This window comes from Variovorax sp. IB41 (genome assembly GCF_016405905.1).
Lineage (GTDB): Bacteria > Pseudomonadota > Gammaproteobacteria > Burkholderiales > Burkholderiaceae_C > Variovorax.
The window spans coordinates 20851-37148 of sequence record NZ_JAEFCB010000026.1 but is presented as its reverse complement, the minus strand read 5'-3'; the positions used below and the strand labels follow the sequence as shown (position 1 = coordinate 37148).

The 16298-nt window shown below is 66.1% G+C and carries 16 protein-coding genes; 8 read left to right on the top strand and 8 right to left on the bottom strand.

What is annotated here, in order from left to right:
* Nucleotides 1-2: 2 nt before the first annotated feature.
* The 3 genes from plsY to JC881_RS29235 all read right to left on the bottom strand — a co-directional run bounded on the left by plsY (nucleotide 3) and on the right by JC881_RS29235 (nucleotide 2267).
* Nucleotides 3-638, bottom strand: a complete 636-nt coding sequence (plsY, locus tag JC881_RS29245; RefSeq protein WP_198789292.1) for a glycerol-3-phosphate 1-O-acyltransferase PlsY — start codon at nucleotides 636-638, stop codon at nucleotides 3-5.
* A 67-nt stretch (nucleotides 639-705) separates the two neighbouring features.
* Entirely contained in the window at nucleotides 706-1197 is a 492-nt protein-coding gene (locus JC881_RS29240; RefSeq protein WP_198789327.1) for an aminoacyl-tRNA deacylase, read from the bottom strand.
* A gap of 8 nt (nucleotides 1198-1205) precedes the next feature.
* On the bottom strand, nucleotides 1206-2267 hold the full coding sequence (locus JC881_RS29235; protein ID WP_198789291.1) for an aldo/keto reductase: 1062 nt from the start codon (nucleotides 2265-2267) through the stop codon (nucleotides 1206-1208).
* A 135-nt stretch (nucleotides 2268-2402) separates the two neighbouring features.
* Between JC881_RS29235 and JC881_RS29230 the strand changes: the two genes are divergently transcribed.
* Nucleotides 2403-3329 carry an alpha/beta fold hydrolase gene (locus JC881_RS29230; protein ID WP_198789290.1) on the top strand — a complete coding sequence of 309 codons (927 nt, stop codon included), beginning with the start codon at nucleotides 2403-2405 and terminating at the stop codon, nucleotides 3327-3329.
* Here JC881_RS29230 and JC881_RS29225 read toward each other — a convergent pair.
* Nucleotides 3326-4024 carry an aspartate/glutamate racemase family protein gene (locus JC881_RS29225; protein WP_198789289.1) on the bottom strand — a complete coding sequence of 233 codons (699 nt, stop codon included), beginning with the start codon at nucleotides 4022-4024 and terminating at the stop codon, nucleotides 3326-3328. The genes JC881_RS29230 and JC881_RS29225 overlap by 4 nt on opposite strands.
* Nucleotides 4025-4176: 152 nt before the next feature.
* Between JC881_RS29225 and JC881_RS29220 the strand changes: the two genes are divergently transcribed.
* Complete coding sequence (locus JC881_RS29220; protein ID WP_198789288.1) at nucleotides 4177-5010, top strand: MetQ/NlpA family ABC transporter substrate-binding protein; 834 nt, start codon at nucleotides 4177-4179, stop codon at nucleotides 5008-5010.
* Nucleotides 5007-6359, top strand: a complete 1353-nt coding sequence (locus tag JC881_RS29215) for an LLM class flavin-dependent oxidoreductase (RefSeq protein WP_198789287.1) — start codon at nucleotides 5007-5009, stop codon at nucleotides 6357-6359. Before JC881_RS29220 ends, JC881_RS29215 begins: the two co-directional genes overlap by 4 nt.
* A 283-nt stretch (nucleotides 6360-6642) precedes the next feature.
* Here JC881_RS29215 and JC881_RS29210 read toward each other — a convergent pair whose 3' ends face one another.
* Genes JC881_RS29210 through JC881_RS29195 form a run of 4 tightly spaced genes read right to left on the bottom strand, consistent with a single transcriptional unit; the run spans nucleotide 6643 to nucleotide 9420 of the window.
* Nucleotides 6643-6996 carry a hypothetical protein gene (locus tag JC881_RS29210; protein WP_198789286.1) on the bottom strand — a complete coding sequence of 118 codons (354 nt, stop codon included), beginning with the start codon at nucleotides 6994-6996 and terminating at the stop codon, nucleotides 6643-6645.
* Between the two features lie 25 nt (nucleotides 6997-7021).
* Nucleotides 7022-7843, bottom strand: coding sequence for a MetQ/NlpA family ABC transporter substrate-binding protein (locus JC881_RS29205; RefSeq protein ID WP_198789285.1), 822 nt, complete (start codon nucleotides 7841-7843; stop codon nucleotides 7022-7024).
* Between the two features lie 49 nt (nucleotides 7844-7892).
* Nucleotides 7893-8555: a methionine ABC transporter permease gene (locus JC881_RS29200; protein WP_198789284.1), complete on the bottom strand. Its 663-nt coding sequence runs from the start codon at nucleotides 8553-8555 to the stop codon at nucleotides 7893-7895.
* The gene (locus tag JC881_RS29195) at nucleotides 8548-9420 is read right to left on the bottom strand and encodes a methionine ABC transporter ATP-binding protein (RefSeq protein WP_198789283.1); all 873 of its coding nucleotides are present in this window, start codon (nucleotides 9418-9420) and stop codon (nucleotides 8548-8550) included. Before JC881_RS29195 ends, JC881_RS29200 begins: the two co-directional genes overlap by 8 nt.
* Nucleotides 9421-9655: 235 nt before the next feature.
* Here JC881_RS29195 and JC881_RS29190 point away from each other — a divergent pair, with 235 nt between their 5' ends.
* From JC881_RS29190 to JC881_RS29170, 5 genes are all read left to right on the top strand, one after another.
* Complete coding sequence (locus JC881_RS29190) at nucleotides 9656-10471, top strand: MetQ/NlpA family ABC transporter substrate-binding protein (protein WP_198789282.1); 816 nt, start codon at nucleotides 9656-9658, stop codon at nucleotides 10469-10471.
* A 272-nt stretch (nucleotides 10472-10743) separates the two neighbouring features.
* A protein-coding gene (gene prfB / locus JC881_RS29185; protein ID WP_198789281.1) for a peptide chain release factor 2 occupies nucleotides 10744-11848 on the top strand; the annotation gives its coding sequence in 2 pieces (ribosomal slippage) (nucleotides 10744-10824 and nucleotides 10826-11848; 1104 coding nt in all).
* A gap of 13 nt (nucleotides 11849-11861) precedes the next feature.
* A complete protein-coding gene (locus tag JC881_RS29180) occupies nucleotides 11862-12548 on the top strand; it encodes an HAD family hydrolase (RefSeq protein ID WP_198789280.1) in 687 nt (228 codons plus the stop codon).
* Nucleotides 12535-15240: an aminopeptidase N gene (gene pepN / locus JC881_RS29175; protein ID WP_198789279.1), complete on the top strand. Its 2706-nt coding sequence runs from the start codon at nucleotides 12535-12537 to the stop codon at nucleotides 15238-15240. Before JC881_RS29180 ends, pepN begins: the two co-directional genes overlap by 14 nt.
* Before the next feature lie 39 nt (nucleotides 15241-15279).
* Nucleotides 15280-16296, top strand: a complete 1017-nt coding sequence (locus JC881_RS29170; protein ID WP_198789278.1) for a class 1 fructose-bisphosphatase — start codon at nucleotides 15280-15282, stop codon at nucleotides 16294-16296.
* Nucleotides 16297-16298 lie beyond the last annotated feature (2 nt).

The following is a 16298-nucleotide window of genomic DNA, read 5'->3' as shown; positions in this document are numbered from 1 at the left end:
CTTCAAGCTTTTTTCTTCGAGCCGAGTTTCGACTCCGTGCCGGCCGCGAGCCGGCGGATGTTTTCGCGGTGCCGCCAGACCAGCAGCAGACTCATGATGATGATCGCAATCAGCACCGTGCGGTCGAGCGGCCACGCGATGTTGCCGCCCAAAAGGTAATAGGCCGGCGCGAAGAACGCCGCCACCAGCGACGACAGCGACGAATAGCGGAAGAAGACCGCGATGATCAGCCAGGTGACGCCGGTCGCCAGCCCCAGCCAGGGCGCAATGCCCACCAGCACGCCCGCCGCGGTCGCCACGCCCTTGCCGCCCTGGAAGCCGAAGAACACCGGGTACAGGTGCCCGAGGAAAGCCGCGAGGCCCGCCACGGCGGCCACGCCATCGCCCAGGCCCCACTGCGCGCCGTAGTGGCGGATCAAAAACACCGGCAGCCAGCCCTTGACCGCATCGAGCACCAGCGTGGCGAGCGCCGCGCCCTTGTTGCCCGAGCGCAGCACGTTGGTCGCGCCGGGGTTGCCGCTGCCGTAGCTGCGCGGATCGGCCATGCCGAGCGACTTGCTCACGATGACCGCGAAGGACAGCGAGCCGATCAGGTACGACGCCACGATGGCGATGAGGGACGGCAGGTGAAAGCTCAAGGCAGCGCTCCGCGGGATTGGTTGTTCTTATCGGCGACGCGCCAAAGTGCCGGCGCCGTCGCGGCGGCTATTCTGCCAGCGCGCACTGCACCGGCGTCGCGCCCAGCAGCGCCACGCACACCTGCGGATCGATGCCGATCAAGTAGCCGCGCCGCCCGCCATTGAGCACGATCCTCGGCAACTCGAGGATGGTCGATTCGACGTACACCGGCATCTCGCGCCGCGTGCCGAAGGGCGAGGTGCCGCCCACCATGTAGCCGCTGTGGCGCTGCGCCACCTCGGGCTTGCAGGGCTCGACGGACTTGGCGCCGATCTGCCGCGCGAGGTTCTTGGTCGACACCGTGCGGTTGCCGTGCATCAGCACGATGAGCGGCCTGGCGTCCTGGTCCTGCATCACCAGCGTCTTGATGACGGTGAAGGGGTCGAGCCCCAGCATCTCGGCGCCGCGCTGCGCGCCGCCGTGTTCCATGTACTCGTAGGGATGCTCGGTGAAGGCGATCTTGTTCGCCCGCAGCAGTTGCGTTGCGGGCGTTTCGGAAACGTGGACCTTCTTCACCATCTTGTCGTTCACGCAGCCGGGTCCCGGATGTCCCAGCGGATCTTGTCGATCTCGGCCAGGATTTCTGGCGACAGCGTGGTGCCGTACGCGTCGATGTCCTCGTCGAGCTGCTCGAGCGTGCGCACGCCGATGATCGTGCTCGCCACCTGCCACTTGGTGTAGCAGAAGGCCAGCGCGAGCTTCGTGGGCGTCAAGCCGTTGTCGCGCGCGAGCTGGTTGTACAGGCGCGCGGCCTTCAGTGCGTCGGGGCGGCCCCAGCGGAGCTTGCGCACCGATTCGTAGCGCGTGATGCGCGCTTCGGCGGGCGCGTCGGGGCCGGTGATGCCGCTCTGGTCGTACTTGCCGGTCAGGAGGCCGTAGGCCAGCGGCGAGTAGGCCAGCAGCGAGACGCCCAGCCGATGCATCGTCTCGTCCAGCCCGTTCTCGGCGCCGCGGCTCGCGAGGTTGTAGACGTTCTGCACCGTGGCTACGCGCGGCAGCCCGTGCTGCTCTGCCAGCCGCACGAACTCGTGCACGCCATAGGGCGTTTCGTTCGACAGGCCGATCGCGCGGATCTTGCCGGCCTTCACCAGCTTGCCGAAGGTCTCCAGCTGCTCGTGGATCGGCGTCTGCGTGACTTCCTTGGACGGGTCGTAGTAGATGTTGCCGAAGGCCGGCACATGGCGCTCGGGCCAGTGGATCTGGTAGAGGTCGATCGTCTCGGTTTTGAGGCGCTTCAGGCTTGCCTCGCACGAGGCCACGATGTCCGCGGCCGTCATGCCCACGCCTTCGCGGACCCAGGGCGTGTTGCGCAGCGGGCCGGCCACCTTGGTGGCCAGCACGAGCTTCTGGCGCGCGCCGGGGTTACCAGCGAACCAGTTGCCGATGATGGTTTCGGTGACGCTGTAGGTTTCCTTGCGGGTGGGCACCGAGTACATCTCGGCGGTGTCGATGAAATCGACGCCCCGCTCGAGCGAACGGCTCAGGATGGCGTGGGCGGTGGGCTCGTCCACCTGCTCGCCGAAAGTCATGGTGCCGAGGCAGATCGGGGTGACGTGCAGGTCGCTCTGACCGAGTTGGATCTTTTTCATGCGCGGGATGCTACCGCCCTCCCCCGCAACGCGCTGGCCGTGCGCCGAAAGCCCGAGCGGATGCGCTCCGCTGGTGTTCACAACTGTCGTCTGGCGGACTGCCCGAACGCGCCAGGCTCCTTATCATCGACGCCCATGTACCAAGCCCTCCGTCCCTCGCGCAGCGAATTCGTGCCCGTGCGCAACTTGAGCTACCACGTGCGCCTCTGGGGCGAGCCCTCGCCGGACCGCCCGCCACTGGTGCTGGTGCACGGATGGATGGACGTCGCGGCCTCCTGGCAGTTCGTGGTCGATGCGCTGGCCGAAGACCGCTTCATCATCGCCCCCGACTGGCGCGGCTTCGGCCTCACCGACGGCGGCGGCGTCGACAACTACTGGCTCGCCGACTACCTGGCCGACCTCGAATGGCTGCTCGACCACTATGCGGGCGAAGGCAACGATGCGCGGCCGGTCGACCTCGTCGGCCACAGCATGGGCGGCAACGTCGCGATGCACTACGCGGGCGTTCGGCCCGCGCGCATCCGCCGCCTCGTGAACCTCGAAGGCTTCGGCATGCCCGCGCGCAAGCCCGACGAGGCGCCCGCGCGCTACGGCCAGTGGATCGACGAGCTCAAGGGCCTGCACCGCGGCGAGAAGGCGCTCGCGGGCTACTCGGCCGTCGACGGCGTGGCCCGCCGCCTCATGAAGACCAACCCGCGCCTGACGCAAGACAAGGCCGACTGGCTCGCGAGCCACTGGTCCGCCGGCCACCCGCAGCCCGACGGCAGCATGCGCTGGCAGATCCTGGGCGAAGCGGCGCACAAGATCGTCAACGCGCACATCTTCCGCGTCGATGAAACCCTCGCGCTCTACGCGCGCATCACCGCGCCGACGCTGATGATCGAGGCCGCCGACGACAGCCTGCACGGCTGGTGGAAGGCCCGCTACACGCTCGATGAATTCCACGAGCGCCTGAAGTCCGTGCCCTCGGTGCGCATCGAGCGGCTGGACGACGCGGGCCACATGCTGCACCACGACCAGCCGCAGCGCGTGGCGCGGCTGATCGAAGACTTCCTGGCCTAGTTCGTCTGCGTCGCGCGGCGCAATGCCGCGCGTGCCAGCAGCCGCGTCGAATCGAGCGTCGGCAGCGGCGAATTCGCGTCGTTCATGATCAGCGGAATCTCGGTGCAGCCGAGCACCACCGCGTCGCAGCCCTCTTCATCTTTCAAGCGCTGCATCACGCGCTGGAAAGTGGCCACGGCCTCGGGCTTGAAGACGCCGTAGACCAGCTCTTCCATGATGATCCGCGCGATCTCGTCGCGCTCCTCGATGGTGGGGCGGACATATTCCAGGCCGCGCGCCGAGAGCTTCTCGGGATACACCTCGCTGTCGGTCAGCCATCGCGTGCCCGTGATGCCGATGCGCCGAAAGCCGCGCTGCGCCGCTTCATCGGCGACGCATCCGGCGATGTGCAGCCACGGCAGCGGCGAGCGACCTTCGATGAACGGCAGCGCCTGGTGGATGGTGTTGTCGGGGCACACCAGAAAGTCCGCGCCGATCTTCGCGAGCTTGTGCGCCGACGCGAGCATCACCTCGCCCACGCCGCGCCAGTCGCCCTGGTAGATGTGTTCCATGTAGTCCGAGAGCGATGGCGTGTGCATCGAGACCTCGGGGTGCGCGTGCGGGCCGAGCAGTTTCGCGCCCTCCACGCAAATGGTCTGGTAGCAAAGCGATGCGCCTTCGGCCGAGCAGCCGACGATTCCGATGTGCTGGGTCATGGCGGCATCCTACAAAAGGCGCGGACCGATGTCATTGCCCTGCCCCGCGATATCCGCCGACCGGATATCCAAGCGCACAAATCTTCGTTCGCGCATCAGGCACCGCCGCCTAGAGTGCCCAACTCCTTTCGCCGTCCTCCGGAGTTGCCGTCATGCCTTTCCCCTCGCGCGCGCCCTCGTGGCTGCGCCGCCTCGCCCCGCTGTCCGGCGGCCTCGCACTGAGCCTGCTCCTTCACATCTCCGCCCACGCCGATGACCTGCGCGTGGGCTTCATGCCCGGCCCGTACCGCGATGCCTTCACCCTCGGCATCGAGCCTCAGTTGAAGAAGCTGGGCTACACCGTCAAGTACGTCGAGTTCAGCCAGGGCGTGCAACCCAACGATGCCGTCGAGCGCGGGCAGATCGACGCCAACATCTTCCAGCACTCGCTGTACCTCAACGCCACCAACAAGCAGCAAGGCTTCGACCTCGTGCCCGTGGTGCATGTGCCGACGCCGCCGATGGGCCTCTATTCGCAGCGCCACAAGTCGCTGGACAAGGTGCCCGACGGCGCGACCGTCACGCTGCCGGCCGACCCGGTGAATGCGGCGCGCGCGCTCAACATCCTCGCGGCCATCGGGTGGGTGACGTTGAAGCCGGGCGTGAGCCCGCTGAGCGTGTCGGAGCGCGACATCGTGAACAACCCCAAGCGCCTGAAGATCGTTCCGCTCGATGCCGCGCAGGCCCCGCGCTCGCTGGCCGATGCCGACCTCGCCGCCGTGCAGGGCAACTTCGCCGTCGCCTCGGGCCTGAAGCTCACCGAGGCCCTGAAGCTCGAAGACATGACACTGCCCTACGTGAACGTGGTGGCCGTCAAGCGCAGCAACGAGAACGCGAAGTTCGCGAAAGACATCGTGGCCGCCTACCAGTCGCCCGAGTTCCAGAAGTTCTTCAGGGCCAACCCCGTGTGGGCCGGCTACCGGCTGCCGGACTACTTCAGCCAATGAGCAACAACCACAGCGCACCGCGCAGGCAACTGCACCTCAACGTCAACATCCTGCACTCCGGCTTCGTGCCCTCGGCGTGGCGCCTGCCGGAGAGCGACCCCTGGGCGTTCGCCGACATCCAGCACTACATCCGCACCGCGCAGATCGCCGAAGCCGCCAAGCTCGATGCGATCTTTCTCGCGGACAACGCGGCCATCGTGGACCAGATCCACTTCCGCCCGATCACCGCGCTGGAGCCCACCATCCTCCTGGCCTGCGTGGCCGCGGCGACGACGCACATCGGCCTCATCGCCACCGCCTCCACCAGCTACAACGAGCCCTACAACATCGCGCGCCGTTTCTCGACGCTCGACCATGTGAGCAACGGCCGCGCGGGCTGGAACATGGTGACCACCGCCGACCTGCCCTCGGCCCGCAACTTCGGCCTGGACACGACGCCCGACCACACCCAGCGCTACGCCCGCGCCTCGGAATTCGCCGACATCGTGAAGGCCCTGTGGGACAGCTGGGAAGACGATGCCTTCATCGGCGACAAGGCCTCGGGCCGCTTCATCGACCCGGCCAAGGTGCATGCGATCGCGCACCGCGGCGAGCACTTCGCGGTGCAGGGTCCGCTGAACCTGCCGCGCGCGCCGCAGGGCCATCCGGTGCTGGTGCAGGCGGGTGCCTCGGCCGATGGGCGCGAGCTCGCGTCACGCCATGCGGAAGCCGTGTTCTCGGCCTCGCAGTCGTTCGAAGAATCGCTGGCCTACGCACGCGCCCTCAAGACCCGCGCCGCCGAACTGGGCCGCGGCCCCGATGCGGTGAAGGTACTCGCCGGCCTCACCACCATCGTGGGGGGCACCGAGGCCGAGGCGCGGCGCCGGCGCGACGAGTTGGTCGATCTGATCCCGTGGGACTACAGCCTCACGCGCCTGGCCGGCACGCTGGGCATCACGCCAGATCGCCTGAAGCTCGACGAGCGCCTGCCCGACAACTTGCCGCTCCCGGGCAATGGCAACGGCAACCACACCTTCTTCAACGCGGTGGTCGCGGCCGGCCGCACGCATGGCTACACGGTGCGCCAGCTGATCCGCGAACTCGCTGGCGGCGGCGGGCATCGTGTGATCGTCGGTACGCCGGAGCAGATCGCCGATGACATCGAGCATTGGTTCAAAGGTGGTGCGGCAGACGGGTTCAACCTGATGCCGGATGCGCTGCCGCACGGGCTGCAGGACTTTGTCGATGGCGTGGTGCCGATCCTGCAGAAGCGTGGGCTCTTTCGCACCGAGTACGAGGGGCGCACGTTGCGCGATCACCTCGGGCTGGCGCGGCCTGGTGGACGGACTGCGCAGCGGCTGGCGGCTTGAGCGCTGTTCTGTTCAGGGCGACGATCGCGCCGACGGGGTACCTTGCTCCGCGAATGTCCCCCGGGCTTCGCCCTCCTCCTTGATTTCGCTGCGCAAGGCACCCCATCGGCGCGCTCGTTTTCAGAGCAGTCGTTGATCGGCCGCGCACCAGCAGCGCGTCCAAGTGCGCAGGGCATCGGGTGCTCCCCGCAGCGAAATCAAGGAGGAGGGGCGAAGCCCCGGGGGACATTCGCGGAGGGGAGTACCCGGTGGCCTGTGCACCCGCCACCGACCCGAGCCCTCGTCACTCCTCGTCGGCGTCGTTCCCCGTAAGGGACAGCACCTCTTCCACAAAGGCCTCGAAGAGCGGCAGCTCCGCAGGCAGCCCATCGAGAGACTCCGCCTCCCCCGCATCGAAGAAATGCGGCTTGTCAGAGGGAATCGAAACCCACTCGCCCCCTTCGAACAACAACCCCAGATAACCGTCGGCAGTAGGCAGATAAAACAGTCCCGCCCCATCGAGCGCGCGCTGCCCCTTCTTCGCCTTGCCGCGCCCCCAACTCACGCCCTGCGCGGCCAGATGCTCGGTGATCCATCCATCGCACACATGCGTGTCGCGCCAGTTGGCTTGGGCATCGAATACGGCGAGCACGGGCATGAGGGCGTCCTTCGTTGAGAGGTGATTACTGCAGGAAGCTGGGCTTGGCGTAGCCCTGGAACTTGGTGTCGACCACCGTCTTGAATTCCTTCGAATGGTAGGCCTCGACGATGTCCTTGGCCCAAGCGGAATTCTTGTCGCCGGTCTTCACCGCGACCACATTGAGGTAGTAGTCGGGCGTCTTCTCCAGCACCACGGCTTCGGTGAGCTTCAGGCCCGAGGAGATCGCGAAGTTGCCGTTGACGATGGCGTACTCGGTGTCGCCCAACGAGCGCGGCAGCTGCGCGGCTTCCAGCGGAATGAACTTGAGCTTCTTCGGGTTCTCGGCCACGTCTTTTTCAGACGCGCGGATCGGATCGACGCCGGCCTTGATCGTGATGAGCTTGTTCTGCTCCAGCAGCACCAGCGCGCGCGCCAGGTTGCTCGGGTCGTTCGGGAGCGTGACGCGGTCGCCCTCCTTCACGTCGGCCAGCGTCTTGCGCTTGGTCGAGTACACGCCCAGCGGCGCGATCGGGCCCTGCACCAGTTCGGCCAGGTCCAGCTTCTGGTCGGCCGAGAACTTCTTCAGGTAGACCTGATGCTGGAAGAAATTGGCGTCGAGCGAGCCTTGGGCGAGCGCGAGGTTGGGCTGCACGTAGTCGTTGAACTCGACCAGCTTCACCTTGTAGCCCTTCTTCTCCAGGAGCGGCACGATGCCGACCTTCAGCTGGTCGATGTTGGAGCCGGCGGTGCCGCCGATCACGAGGTTCTTCTTGGCGTCTTGCGCCTGCGCGAGCGAGAGGCCGCCGAACGACAGCGCGACGAGGGACAGGGCGAGGACGGAGCGGCGCAGCAATGCGGTTTTCATGAGATGACCAGCAGGAAAAAGGAAAGGTAGGAAAGGAAAGAAAAAGGAATCAACGCTTGTCCAGCCTGCGCGCCGTGGTGTTCCCCACGAATTGCAGGATCTGTACCAGCACCACCAGGAGCGCCACGGTGAGCACCATCACGTCGGTCTGGAAGCGGTAGTAGCCGTAGCGGATCGCCAGGTCGCCGATGCCGCCGCCTCCCACCACGCCGGCGATCGCCGAGTACGAGAGAAAGCTCACCGCCAAAACCGTGAGCGCGAGCACGAGGCCCGAGCGTGCCTCCACCACCAGCACACGCCAGACGATCTGCAGCTCCGAGGCGCCCATGGCATGCGCCGCCTCGATCACGCCGCGCGGCACTTCGCGCAGGCACTGGTCCACCAGCCGCGCGAAATACGGAATGGCCGCGAACGACAGCGGCACCGCGGCCGCCAGCGGCCCGATGGAGGTGCCTGCGATCACCCGCGTGAACGGCACCAGCGCCACCAAGAGAATGATGAAAGGGAACGAGCGCACCGTGTTGACGATCCAGTTCAGCACCAGGAACGCCGGCTTGTTCTCCAGCGATTGGCCCGGCCCCAGCAGGAACAGCAAGATGCCCAGCGGCCCGCCGATCAGCACCGCGGCCGACAGGCCGATGGCCAGCATCATGAAAGTCTGGCCCGTGGCGGTCCAGAGCTCGGGAAGGATCGGGGCGATGTTCTCAAACATAGGCCACCTCTTGTGCATTGCGCGCGGCGGATATGGGTCGCGGCTCGATGGGCAGGCGCGCCTCGCGCTCGCGGCGGCGCACCAGCTCGTCGATCTCGCGACCGAGCGCGGTCTTGCGCTCTTCGCTCGGCGCATCGACGGCGAACTGCTCCACCAGCCGGCCCTTCTCGAGGATCGCCACGTTGCGGCACAGCACCTCTACCACCGAGAGCTCGTGCGTGACGATCACGATGGTCACGCCGATCTTCTGGTTGATGTCGCGCAGCGTCTCCAGCAGCGCGCGGGTGGTTTCGGTGTCGAGCGCCGAGGTGGGCTCGTCGCACAACAGCACCTGCGGGCGCGGTGCCAATGCGCGGGCGATGGCCACGCGCTGCTTCTGGCCGCCCGAGAGCTGGGCCGGGTAGGTGTCGATCTTTTCAGCGAGGCCCACGAGGTCCAGGCACTCGCGCACCCGCGCATCGATCTCGGCCTTGGAATGGCGGCCGTGGATCTTCAGCGGGAAGGCCACGTTGTCGAACACCGTGGCGTTCTGCAGCAGGTTGAACTGCTGGAAGATCATGCCGATGTTCTGGCGCGTATCGCGCAGCTCGCGGCGCGAGAGCGTGGTGAGGTCGCGCCCGCCGACGAGCACGCGCCCCGCATCGGGACGCTCCAGCAGGTTGATGAGGCGCAGCAGCGTCGACTTGCCCGCGCCGCTCTTGCCGATCAGGCCGAACACGTCGCCCTGGTGGATGTCGAGCGAGAGCGACTGCACGGCGTCGAACACCTCGCCGCTGGGCAGGGCAAAAGACTTCTGCACCGATTGAAGACGGATGACCGGCTGCGCCGCGTCGCCGCGGGCCGTATCAGGCGAATGGTGGGTCATGGAGAGGAGGCGCGGCCCGCGTGAAGGCAGGTCGCGGAGTTCGCAAAAAGGTGCCGAGTATGAAAACAAGCGCCCCAAAAGGGAACGAACAAATCGGCGCTTGCTTATGCATGAAAACGCATAAGCATTTCAAAACGCCCGCGGCCAACGCCATATCGATATGCGCATTGGTTCGTTCGCGAATGCGGCCGGCGGTGCCACATTCGCGCCTTCATTTTTTGATTCGCACAACAACATGCACAGCACTTTTCGCCGCCGCACCCTGGCCCTTGCCGCACTGGCCACCGCTCTTTTCACCAGCGGCAGCGCCTTCGCACAGGACAACAAGAACACGCTGAAGGTCGGCGTCTCAGTCGGCAACGGCGAGCAGATCTTCGAGGTGGTGAAAAAGGTCGCCGCCAAGGACGGCCTGAACATCCAGGTCGTGGTGTTCAACGACTACCAGCTGCCCAACGCCGCGCTCGCCTCGGGCGACCTGGACGCCAACGCGTTCCAGCACCAGCCCTTCCTCGACAACCAGAACAAGGCGCGCGGCTTCGACATCGTGCCCGTGGGCCTCACGATCACCGCGCCGCTGGGCTTCTACTCGCGCAAGATCAAGGCGATCGACCAGTTGCCCGATGGCGCCTCGGTCGGCATCCAGAACGATCCGTCGAACGGCAACCGCGCGTTGCTGCTCTTGCAGCAGGCCGGCCTCATCACGCTCAAGCCCGAGGCGGTGAAGAACAACAACGCGACGCCGCTGGACGTGGTGACGAACCCGAAGAAGCTCAAGCTCGTGGCGCTCGATGCGGCGCAGCTGCCGCGCTCGCTCGATGACCTGACCATCGCCTCCATCAACAACGACTACGCCGAGAAGGCGGGCCTCTCGCTCGACAAGGACGCGGTGATCAAGGAATCGCCCAAGAGCCCCTACGCCAACCTGATCGCCGTGCGCCGCGCCGACAAGGACAAGTCATGGGCCAAGCGCCTCGTGGCGGCGTACCAGTCGCCGGAGGTCAGGAGCTTCATCGAGACCCAGTTCAAGGGCTCGCTCGTGCCGGCGTTCTGATCCGCGCGGACACAGACTTCCCCCTTGCCCCCTGGGTGCGCGCGGCGTGCCCAGGGGGCTTTTTCTTGACTTGCCCCCTCCCCCTCTGGGGGAGGGTTGGGGTGGGGGCGCGACGGCCTCGAAGACTGTGCCGGCATTGAAGCCGCCAGCCCCCAACCCCACCTTCCCCCAGAGGGGGAAGGCGCAATACAGGGGCTCTGCAAGGCAGGCCTCCCGAGCGTGAGAAAATATCCGGTTCCCCCGAACACCAACCCACACAGTCAGGACACCCCATGGACGCAGAACAGATCAACCAAATCGGCGCAATGCTCGCGGACCTGAGCGTTCGCACGGTCGATTTACGGAGGTATCTTTGACTACGATGCCAAAGCTGAACGACTGAGGACAGTCAACGCATCGCTGGAAGACCCCAACGTCTGGAACGACCCCAAGAAGGCCCAGGAACTGGGCAAGGAAAAGAAGTCGCTCGACGACGTGGTCGTCACGCTCGACAAGCTGACCAATGGCCTGTCGGACAACGCCGAGCTCTTCGAGATGTCGAAGGAAGAAGGCGACATGGACGGTTTGCAGTCCATCTCCGATGACGCCACCGCGCTCGAAGCCGACATCAAGCAGCTCGAATTCCGCCGGATGTTCAACAACCCGGCCGATCCGCTCAATGCCTTCGTGGACATCCAGGCCGGCGCCGGCGGCACCGAGGCTTGCGACTGGGCCAGCATGCTCTTGCGCCAGTACCTGAAGTACGCCGAGCGCAAGGGCTTCAAGACGCAGATCGAAGACGAGACGCCCGGCGACACCGCCGGCATCAAGGGCGCGACCATCAAGGTCGAGGGCGACTACGCCTTCGGCCTCTTGCGCACCGAAACCGGCGTGCACCGCCTGGTGCGCAAGTCGCCGTTCGACTCCTCGGGCGGTCGCCACACCAGCTTTGCATCGATCTTCGTGTACCCGGAAATCGACGATTCGATCGAGATCGACATCAACCCGTCGGACGTGCGCACCGACACCTTCCGCGCCAGCGGCGCGGGCGGCCAGCACATCAACAAGACCGACTCGGCCGTGCGTCTGACGCACATTCCGACCGGCATCGTCGTGCAGTGCCAGGACGGCCGCAGCCAGCACAGCAACCGCGACGTGGCGTGGAAGCGCCTGCGCTCGCGGCTGTACGACCACGAGATGCGCAAGCGCCAGGAAGAGCAGCAAAAGCTGGAAGACAGCAAGACCGACGTGGGCTGGGGCCACCAGATCCGCAGCTACGTGCTGGACAACAGCCGCATCAAGGACCTGCGCACCAACGTCGAAGTCTCGGCCACGCAGAAGGTGCTCGATGGCGACCTGGACGTGTTCATCGAAGCCTCGCTGAAGCAAGGCGTTTGATCCGATGACGCCAATGAGCTTGACGCACGGGAAGGTCGAAGCCTTCATCTTCGACATGGACGGCACCATGATCGACTCCATGCCCTGGCATGCGCGCTCGTGGGTGGAGTTTGTCGAGCGCCATGGCTTGAAGCTGGACGTGAGCGACATCCTCGCGCGCACCACGGGCCGCACGGGCGTGGAGTGCATGCACGAGCTCTTCGAGCGCAAGCTCTCCGATGAAGAAGCGCAAGTGCTGGTGCACGAGAAGGAAGAGATCTACCGCGCCATGTTCAGCGACAACTTCACCGAGGTCGCGGGCTTCACCGCCTTCGCCAAGGCCGCGGTTGCGCGCGGCCTGAAGGTGGCGGTGGGCACGGCGGGCGACAAGGGCAACATCGAATTCGCGATGTCGCGCCTGAAGATGGACCCGCTGCCGCTGGCGATCGTCGGCGGCGACGAAGGCTTCAGCGGCAAGCCCACGCCCGCGATCTTTCTGGAAGCGGCGCGCCGCATCGGCGTGGCGCCCGAGCGCTGCATCGTGTTCGAAGACGCGCCCTTCGGCATCGAAGCCGCCCGCCGCGGCGGCATGCGTGCCGTGGCCGTGTGCAGCACCCATACCGCCGCCGAGCTGGCCGGCCCCCATGTGATTGCCGCGGTTCGCGACTACGACGAACTCGCCCATTCGAATTTTCTGGAGACCCTCGATGATGCTGCGTGATGGCCAAGGCCAACCAATTGCCATTCGACGCGAAGACTATGCCGCCCCCGGCTACTGGATCGACACCGTCGACCTCACCTTCGACCTGGACCCCGCCAAGACCCGCGTGCTCAACCGCATGCGCCTTCGCCGCAACCCCGATGCGCCGATCCAGCCGCTGCGGCTCGACGGCGATGAGCTGAACCTCGCGCGCGTGCTGGTCAACGGCCAGGGCGCCTCGTTCCGCATGGAGGGCGACCAGCTCGTGATCGATGGCCTGCCCTACGCGGAAGAAGGCGACTTCGAGCTGGAGATCTTCACCACCTGCTGCCCCATCAAGAACACGAAGCTGATGGGCCTGTTCGTGAGCGAAGACACCTTCTTCACCCAGTGCGAGGCCGAGGGCTTTCGCCGCATCACCTACTTCCTCGACCGCCCCGATGTGATGTCGACCTACACCGTCACGCTGCGCGCCGCCAAGGCCGCGTACCCGGTGCTGCTGTCGAACGGCAACCTGGTCGAACAAGGCGACCTGCCCGAGGGCCGCCACTTCGCCAAGTGGGTCGACCCGTTCCGCAAGCCCAGCTATTTGTTCGCGCTCGTGGCGGGCAAGCTGGTGGCGCGCGAGCAGCGCATCACCGCGCGCAACGGCAAGGAGCATTTGCTGCAGGTGTACGTGCGCGCCGGCGACCTGGACAAGACCGAGCACGCGATGAACTCGCTCATCCACTCCGTGCTGTGGGACGAAACCCGCTTCGGCCTGCCGCTGGACCTGGACCGTTTCATGATCGTTGCCACCAGCGACTTCAACATGGGCGCGATGGAGAACAAGGGCCTGAACATCTTCAACACGAAGTACGTTCTGGCCAATCAGGCCACCGCCACCGATGCGGACTACAGCAACATCGAGAGCGTCGTCGGCCACGAGTACTTCCACAACTGGAGCGGCGACCGCGTGACCTGCCGCGACTGGTTCCAGCTCTCGCTGAAGGAAGGCCTCACCGTCTTCCGCGACCAGGAGTTCAGCCAGGACCTGTGCGCCGATGCGTCGGCCCGCGCCGTCAAGCGCATCGAAGACGTGCGCGTGCTGCGCACCGCCCAGTTCCCCGAAGACGCCGGCCCCATGGCCCACCCGGTGCGGCCCGACAGCTACATCGAGATCAGCAACTTCTACACCGTCACCATTTACGAAAAGGGTGCCGAAGTCGTTCGCATGATGCAGACGCTGGTCGGCCGCAAGGGCTTCGAGAAAGGCATCACGCTCTACTTCGAGCGCCACGACGGCCAGGCCGTGACCTGCGACGACTTCGCGCAGGCCATTGCCGATGCCAACCCCGATTCGGAACTCGCGCGCCTCTTGCCCCAGTTCAAGCGCTGGTACAGCCAGGCCGGCACGCCCCGCCTTGCGGCGCACGGCGTGTACGACGCACAGAACCGCAGCTACACGCTCAGCGTGGTGCAGAGCTGCCCGCCCACGCCGGGCCAGCCGACCAAGGAGCCCTTCGTCATTCCGCTGAACATCGGCCTGCTCGATGCCAACGGGCGCGAGCTGCCGATCCAGCTCGAAGGCGAAAGCGATGTGACGCGTGGCACGCGAACCATCGTGCTCTCGCGCGCCGGCGAACAGCTCACCTTCGTGGGCCTCGATGCCGAGCCCGTGCCTTCGATCTTGCGCGGCTTCAGCGCGCCCGTGATCCTCGACTTCGACTACACCGACGCCCAGCTGCTCACCCTGCTGGCCAACGACCCCGACCCGTTCAACCGCTGGGAAGCCGGCCAGCGCCTGGGCTTGCGCGCCGCGCTGCAGGGCATTGCGGCGCTCGCGACCGACACCAGCCCGGTGCTGAACGACGCCTACATCGACGCCATGCGCAGCGTGCTGCGCAACCCCCTGCTCGATGCCGCCTTCAAGGAGCTGGTGCTCACGCTGCCCTCGGAAACCTACATTGCCGAGCAGCTCGACGTGGTCGATCCGCAGCGCGTGCACCTGGTGCGCGAAGCCATGCGCGCGCAGCTGGCCACCGCCCTCTTCGCGGATTGGGAACAGGTGTACGAAGAGAACCACGACACCGGCGCGTACACGCCCGACCCGACCTCCTCGGGCCGCCGCGCGCTGGCCGGCATGGCGCTCAACTTTCTGTGCCTGGCGGCGCGCGCCTCGGGCGACACCGTGTGGCCCGGCAAGACGCTGCAGCGCTTCAAGGACGCGGGCAACATGACCGACCGCTTCAACGCGCTCAACGCGCTCGTGTCGTCGGGCCACACGCTCGCGGCGCAGGCGCTCGCGCGGTTCCACGCCATCTTCAAGGACGAGGCGCTGGTCATCGACAAATGGTTCTCGCTGCAGGCCGGCGCGAGCGACCGCGGCGGCGACATCCTGCCGCTGGTCAAGCAGTTGATGAAGCACCCGGACTTCTCGCTCAAGAACCCGAACCGCGCGCGCAGCGTGATCTTCAGTTATTGCAGCGCGAACCCCGGCGCCTTCCACCGCCCCGACGCGGCCGGCTACGTGTTCTGGAGCGACCGCGTGATCGAGCTGGACGCCATCAACCCGCAGGTGGCCGCACGCCTGGCGCGCGCGCTCGACCGCTGGAGCAAGCTGGCCGAGCCGTACCGCAGCGCCGCGCGCGAAGCGATCGCGCGCGTGGCCGCGAAACCGGACTTGAGCAAAGACACCCACGAAGTCGTTACCCGCGCTTTGGCCGGTAACTGATCACACACCCAGCGATCAAGCAAGGAACACGAAAAGCACATGGCTCAACAACAGAAGATTTCCCTCACCCGCTACCTCGTCGAACAACAGCGCGCCGACGGCCTCATTCCGGGCCAGCTGCGCTTGCTGCTCGAAGTGGTGGCCCGTGCGTGCAAGAGCATCAGCCAGGCCGTCAACAAGGGCGCGCTGGGCGGTGTGCTCGGCACGGCCGAGAGCGAGAACGTGCAGGGCGAGATCCAGAAGAAGCTGGACATCATTGCCAACGAAGTGCTCATCGAGGCCAACGAATGGGGCGGCCACCTCGCGGCCATGGCCAGCGAGGAAATGGACAGCATCTACGTGGTGCCCAACCGCTACCCGCAGGGCGAATACCTCCTGATGTTCGACCCGCTGGACGGCAGCAGCAACATCGACGTGAACGTGAGCATCGGCACCATCTTCAGCGTGCTGAAGAAGCCCGACGACACCCCCGGCGTGCAGGAGGCCGACTTTCTGCAGCCCGGCACGCAACAGGTGGCCGCGGGCTACTGCATCTACGGCCCGCAGACCACGCTGGTGCTCACCGTGGGCAACGGCGTGGCCATGTTCACGCTGGACCGCGAGCAAGGCAGCTTCGTGCTGACGCAGGAAGACATCCAGATTCCGGCGGACACCAAGGAATTCGCGATCAACATGAGCAACATGCGCCACTGGGACGAGCCCATGAAGCGCTACATCGACGAGTGCCTGGCCGGCAAGGAAGGCCCGCGCGGCAAGGACTTCAACATGCGCTGGATCGCCAGCATGGTGGCCGACGTGCACCGCATCCTGATGCGCGGCGGCGTGTTCATGTACCCGTGGGACAAGCGCGAGCCCGAGAAGGCCGGCAAGCTCAGGCTGATGTACGAGGCCAACCCGATGAGCTGGCTGGTCGAGCAGGCCGGCGGCGCGGCCACCAACGGCAAGCAGCGCATCCTGGACTTGAAGCCCACCAAGCTGCACGAGCGGGTGAGCGTGATGTTGGGTTCACGTAACGAAGTTGAGCGTTTGACCCAGTACCACGCCGAAAAGGGCTGATG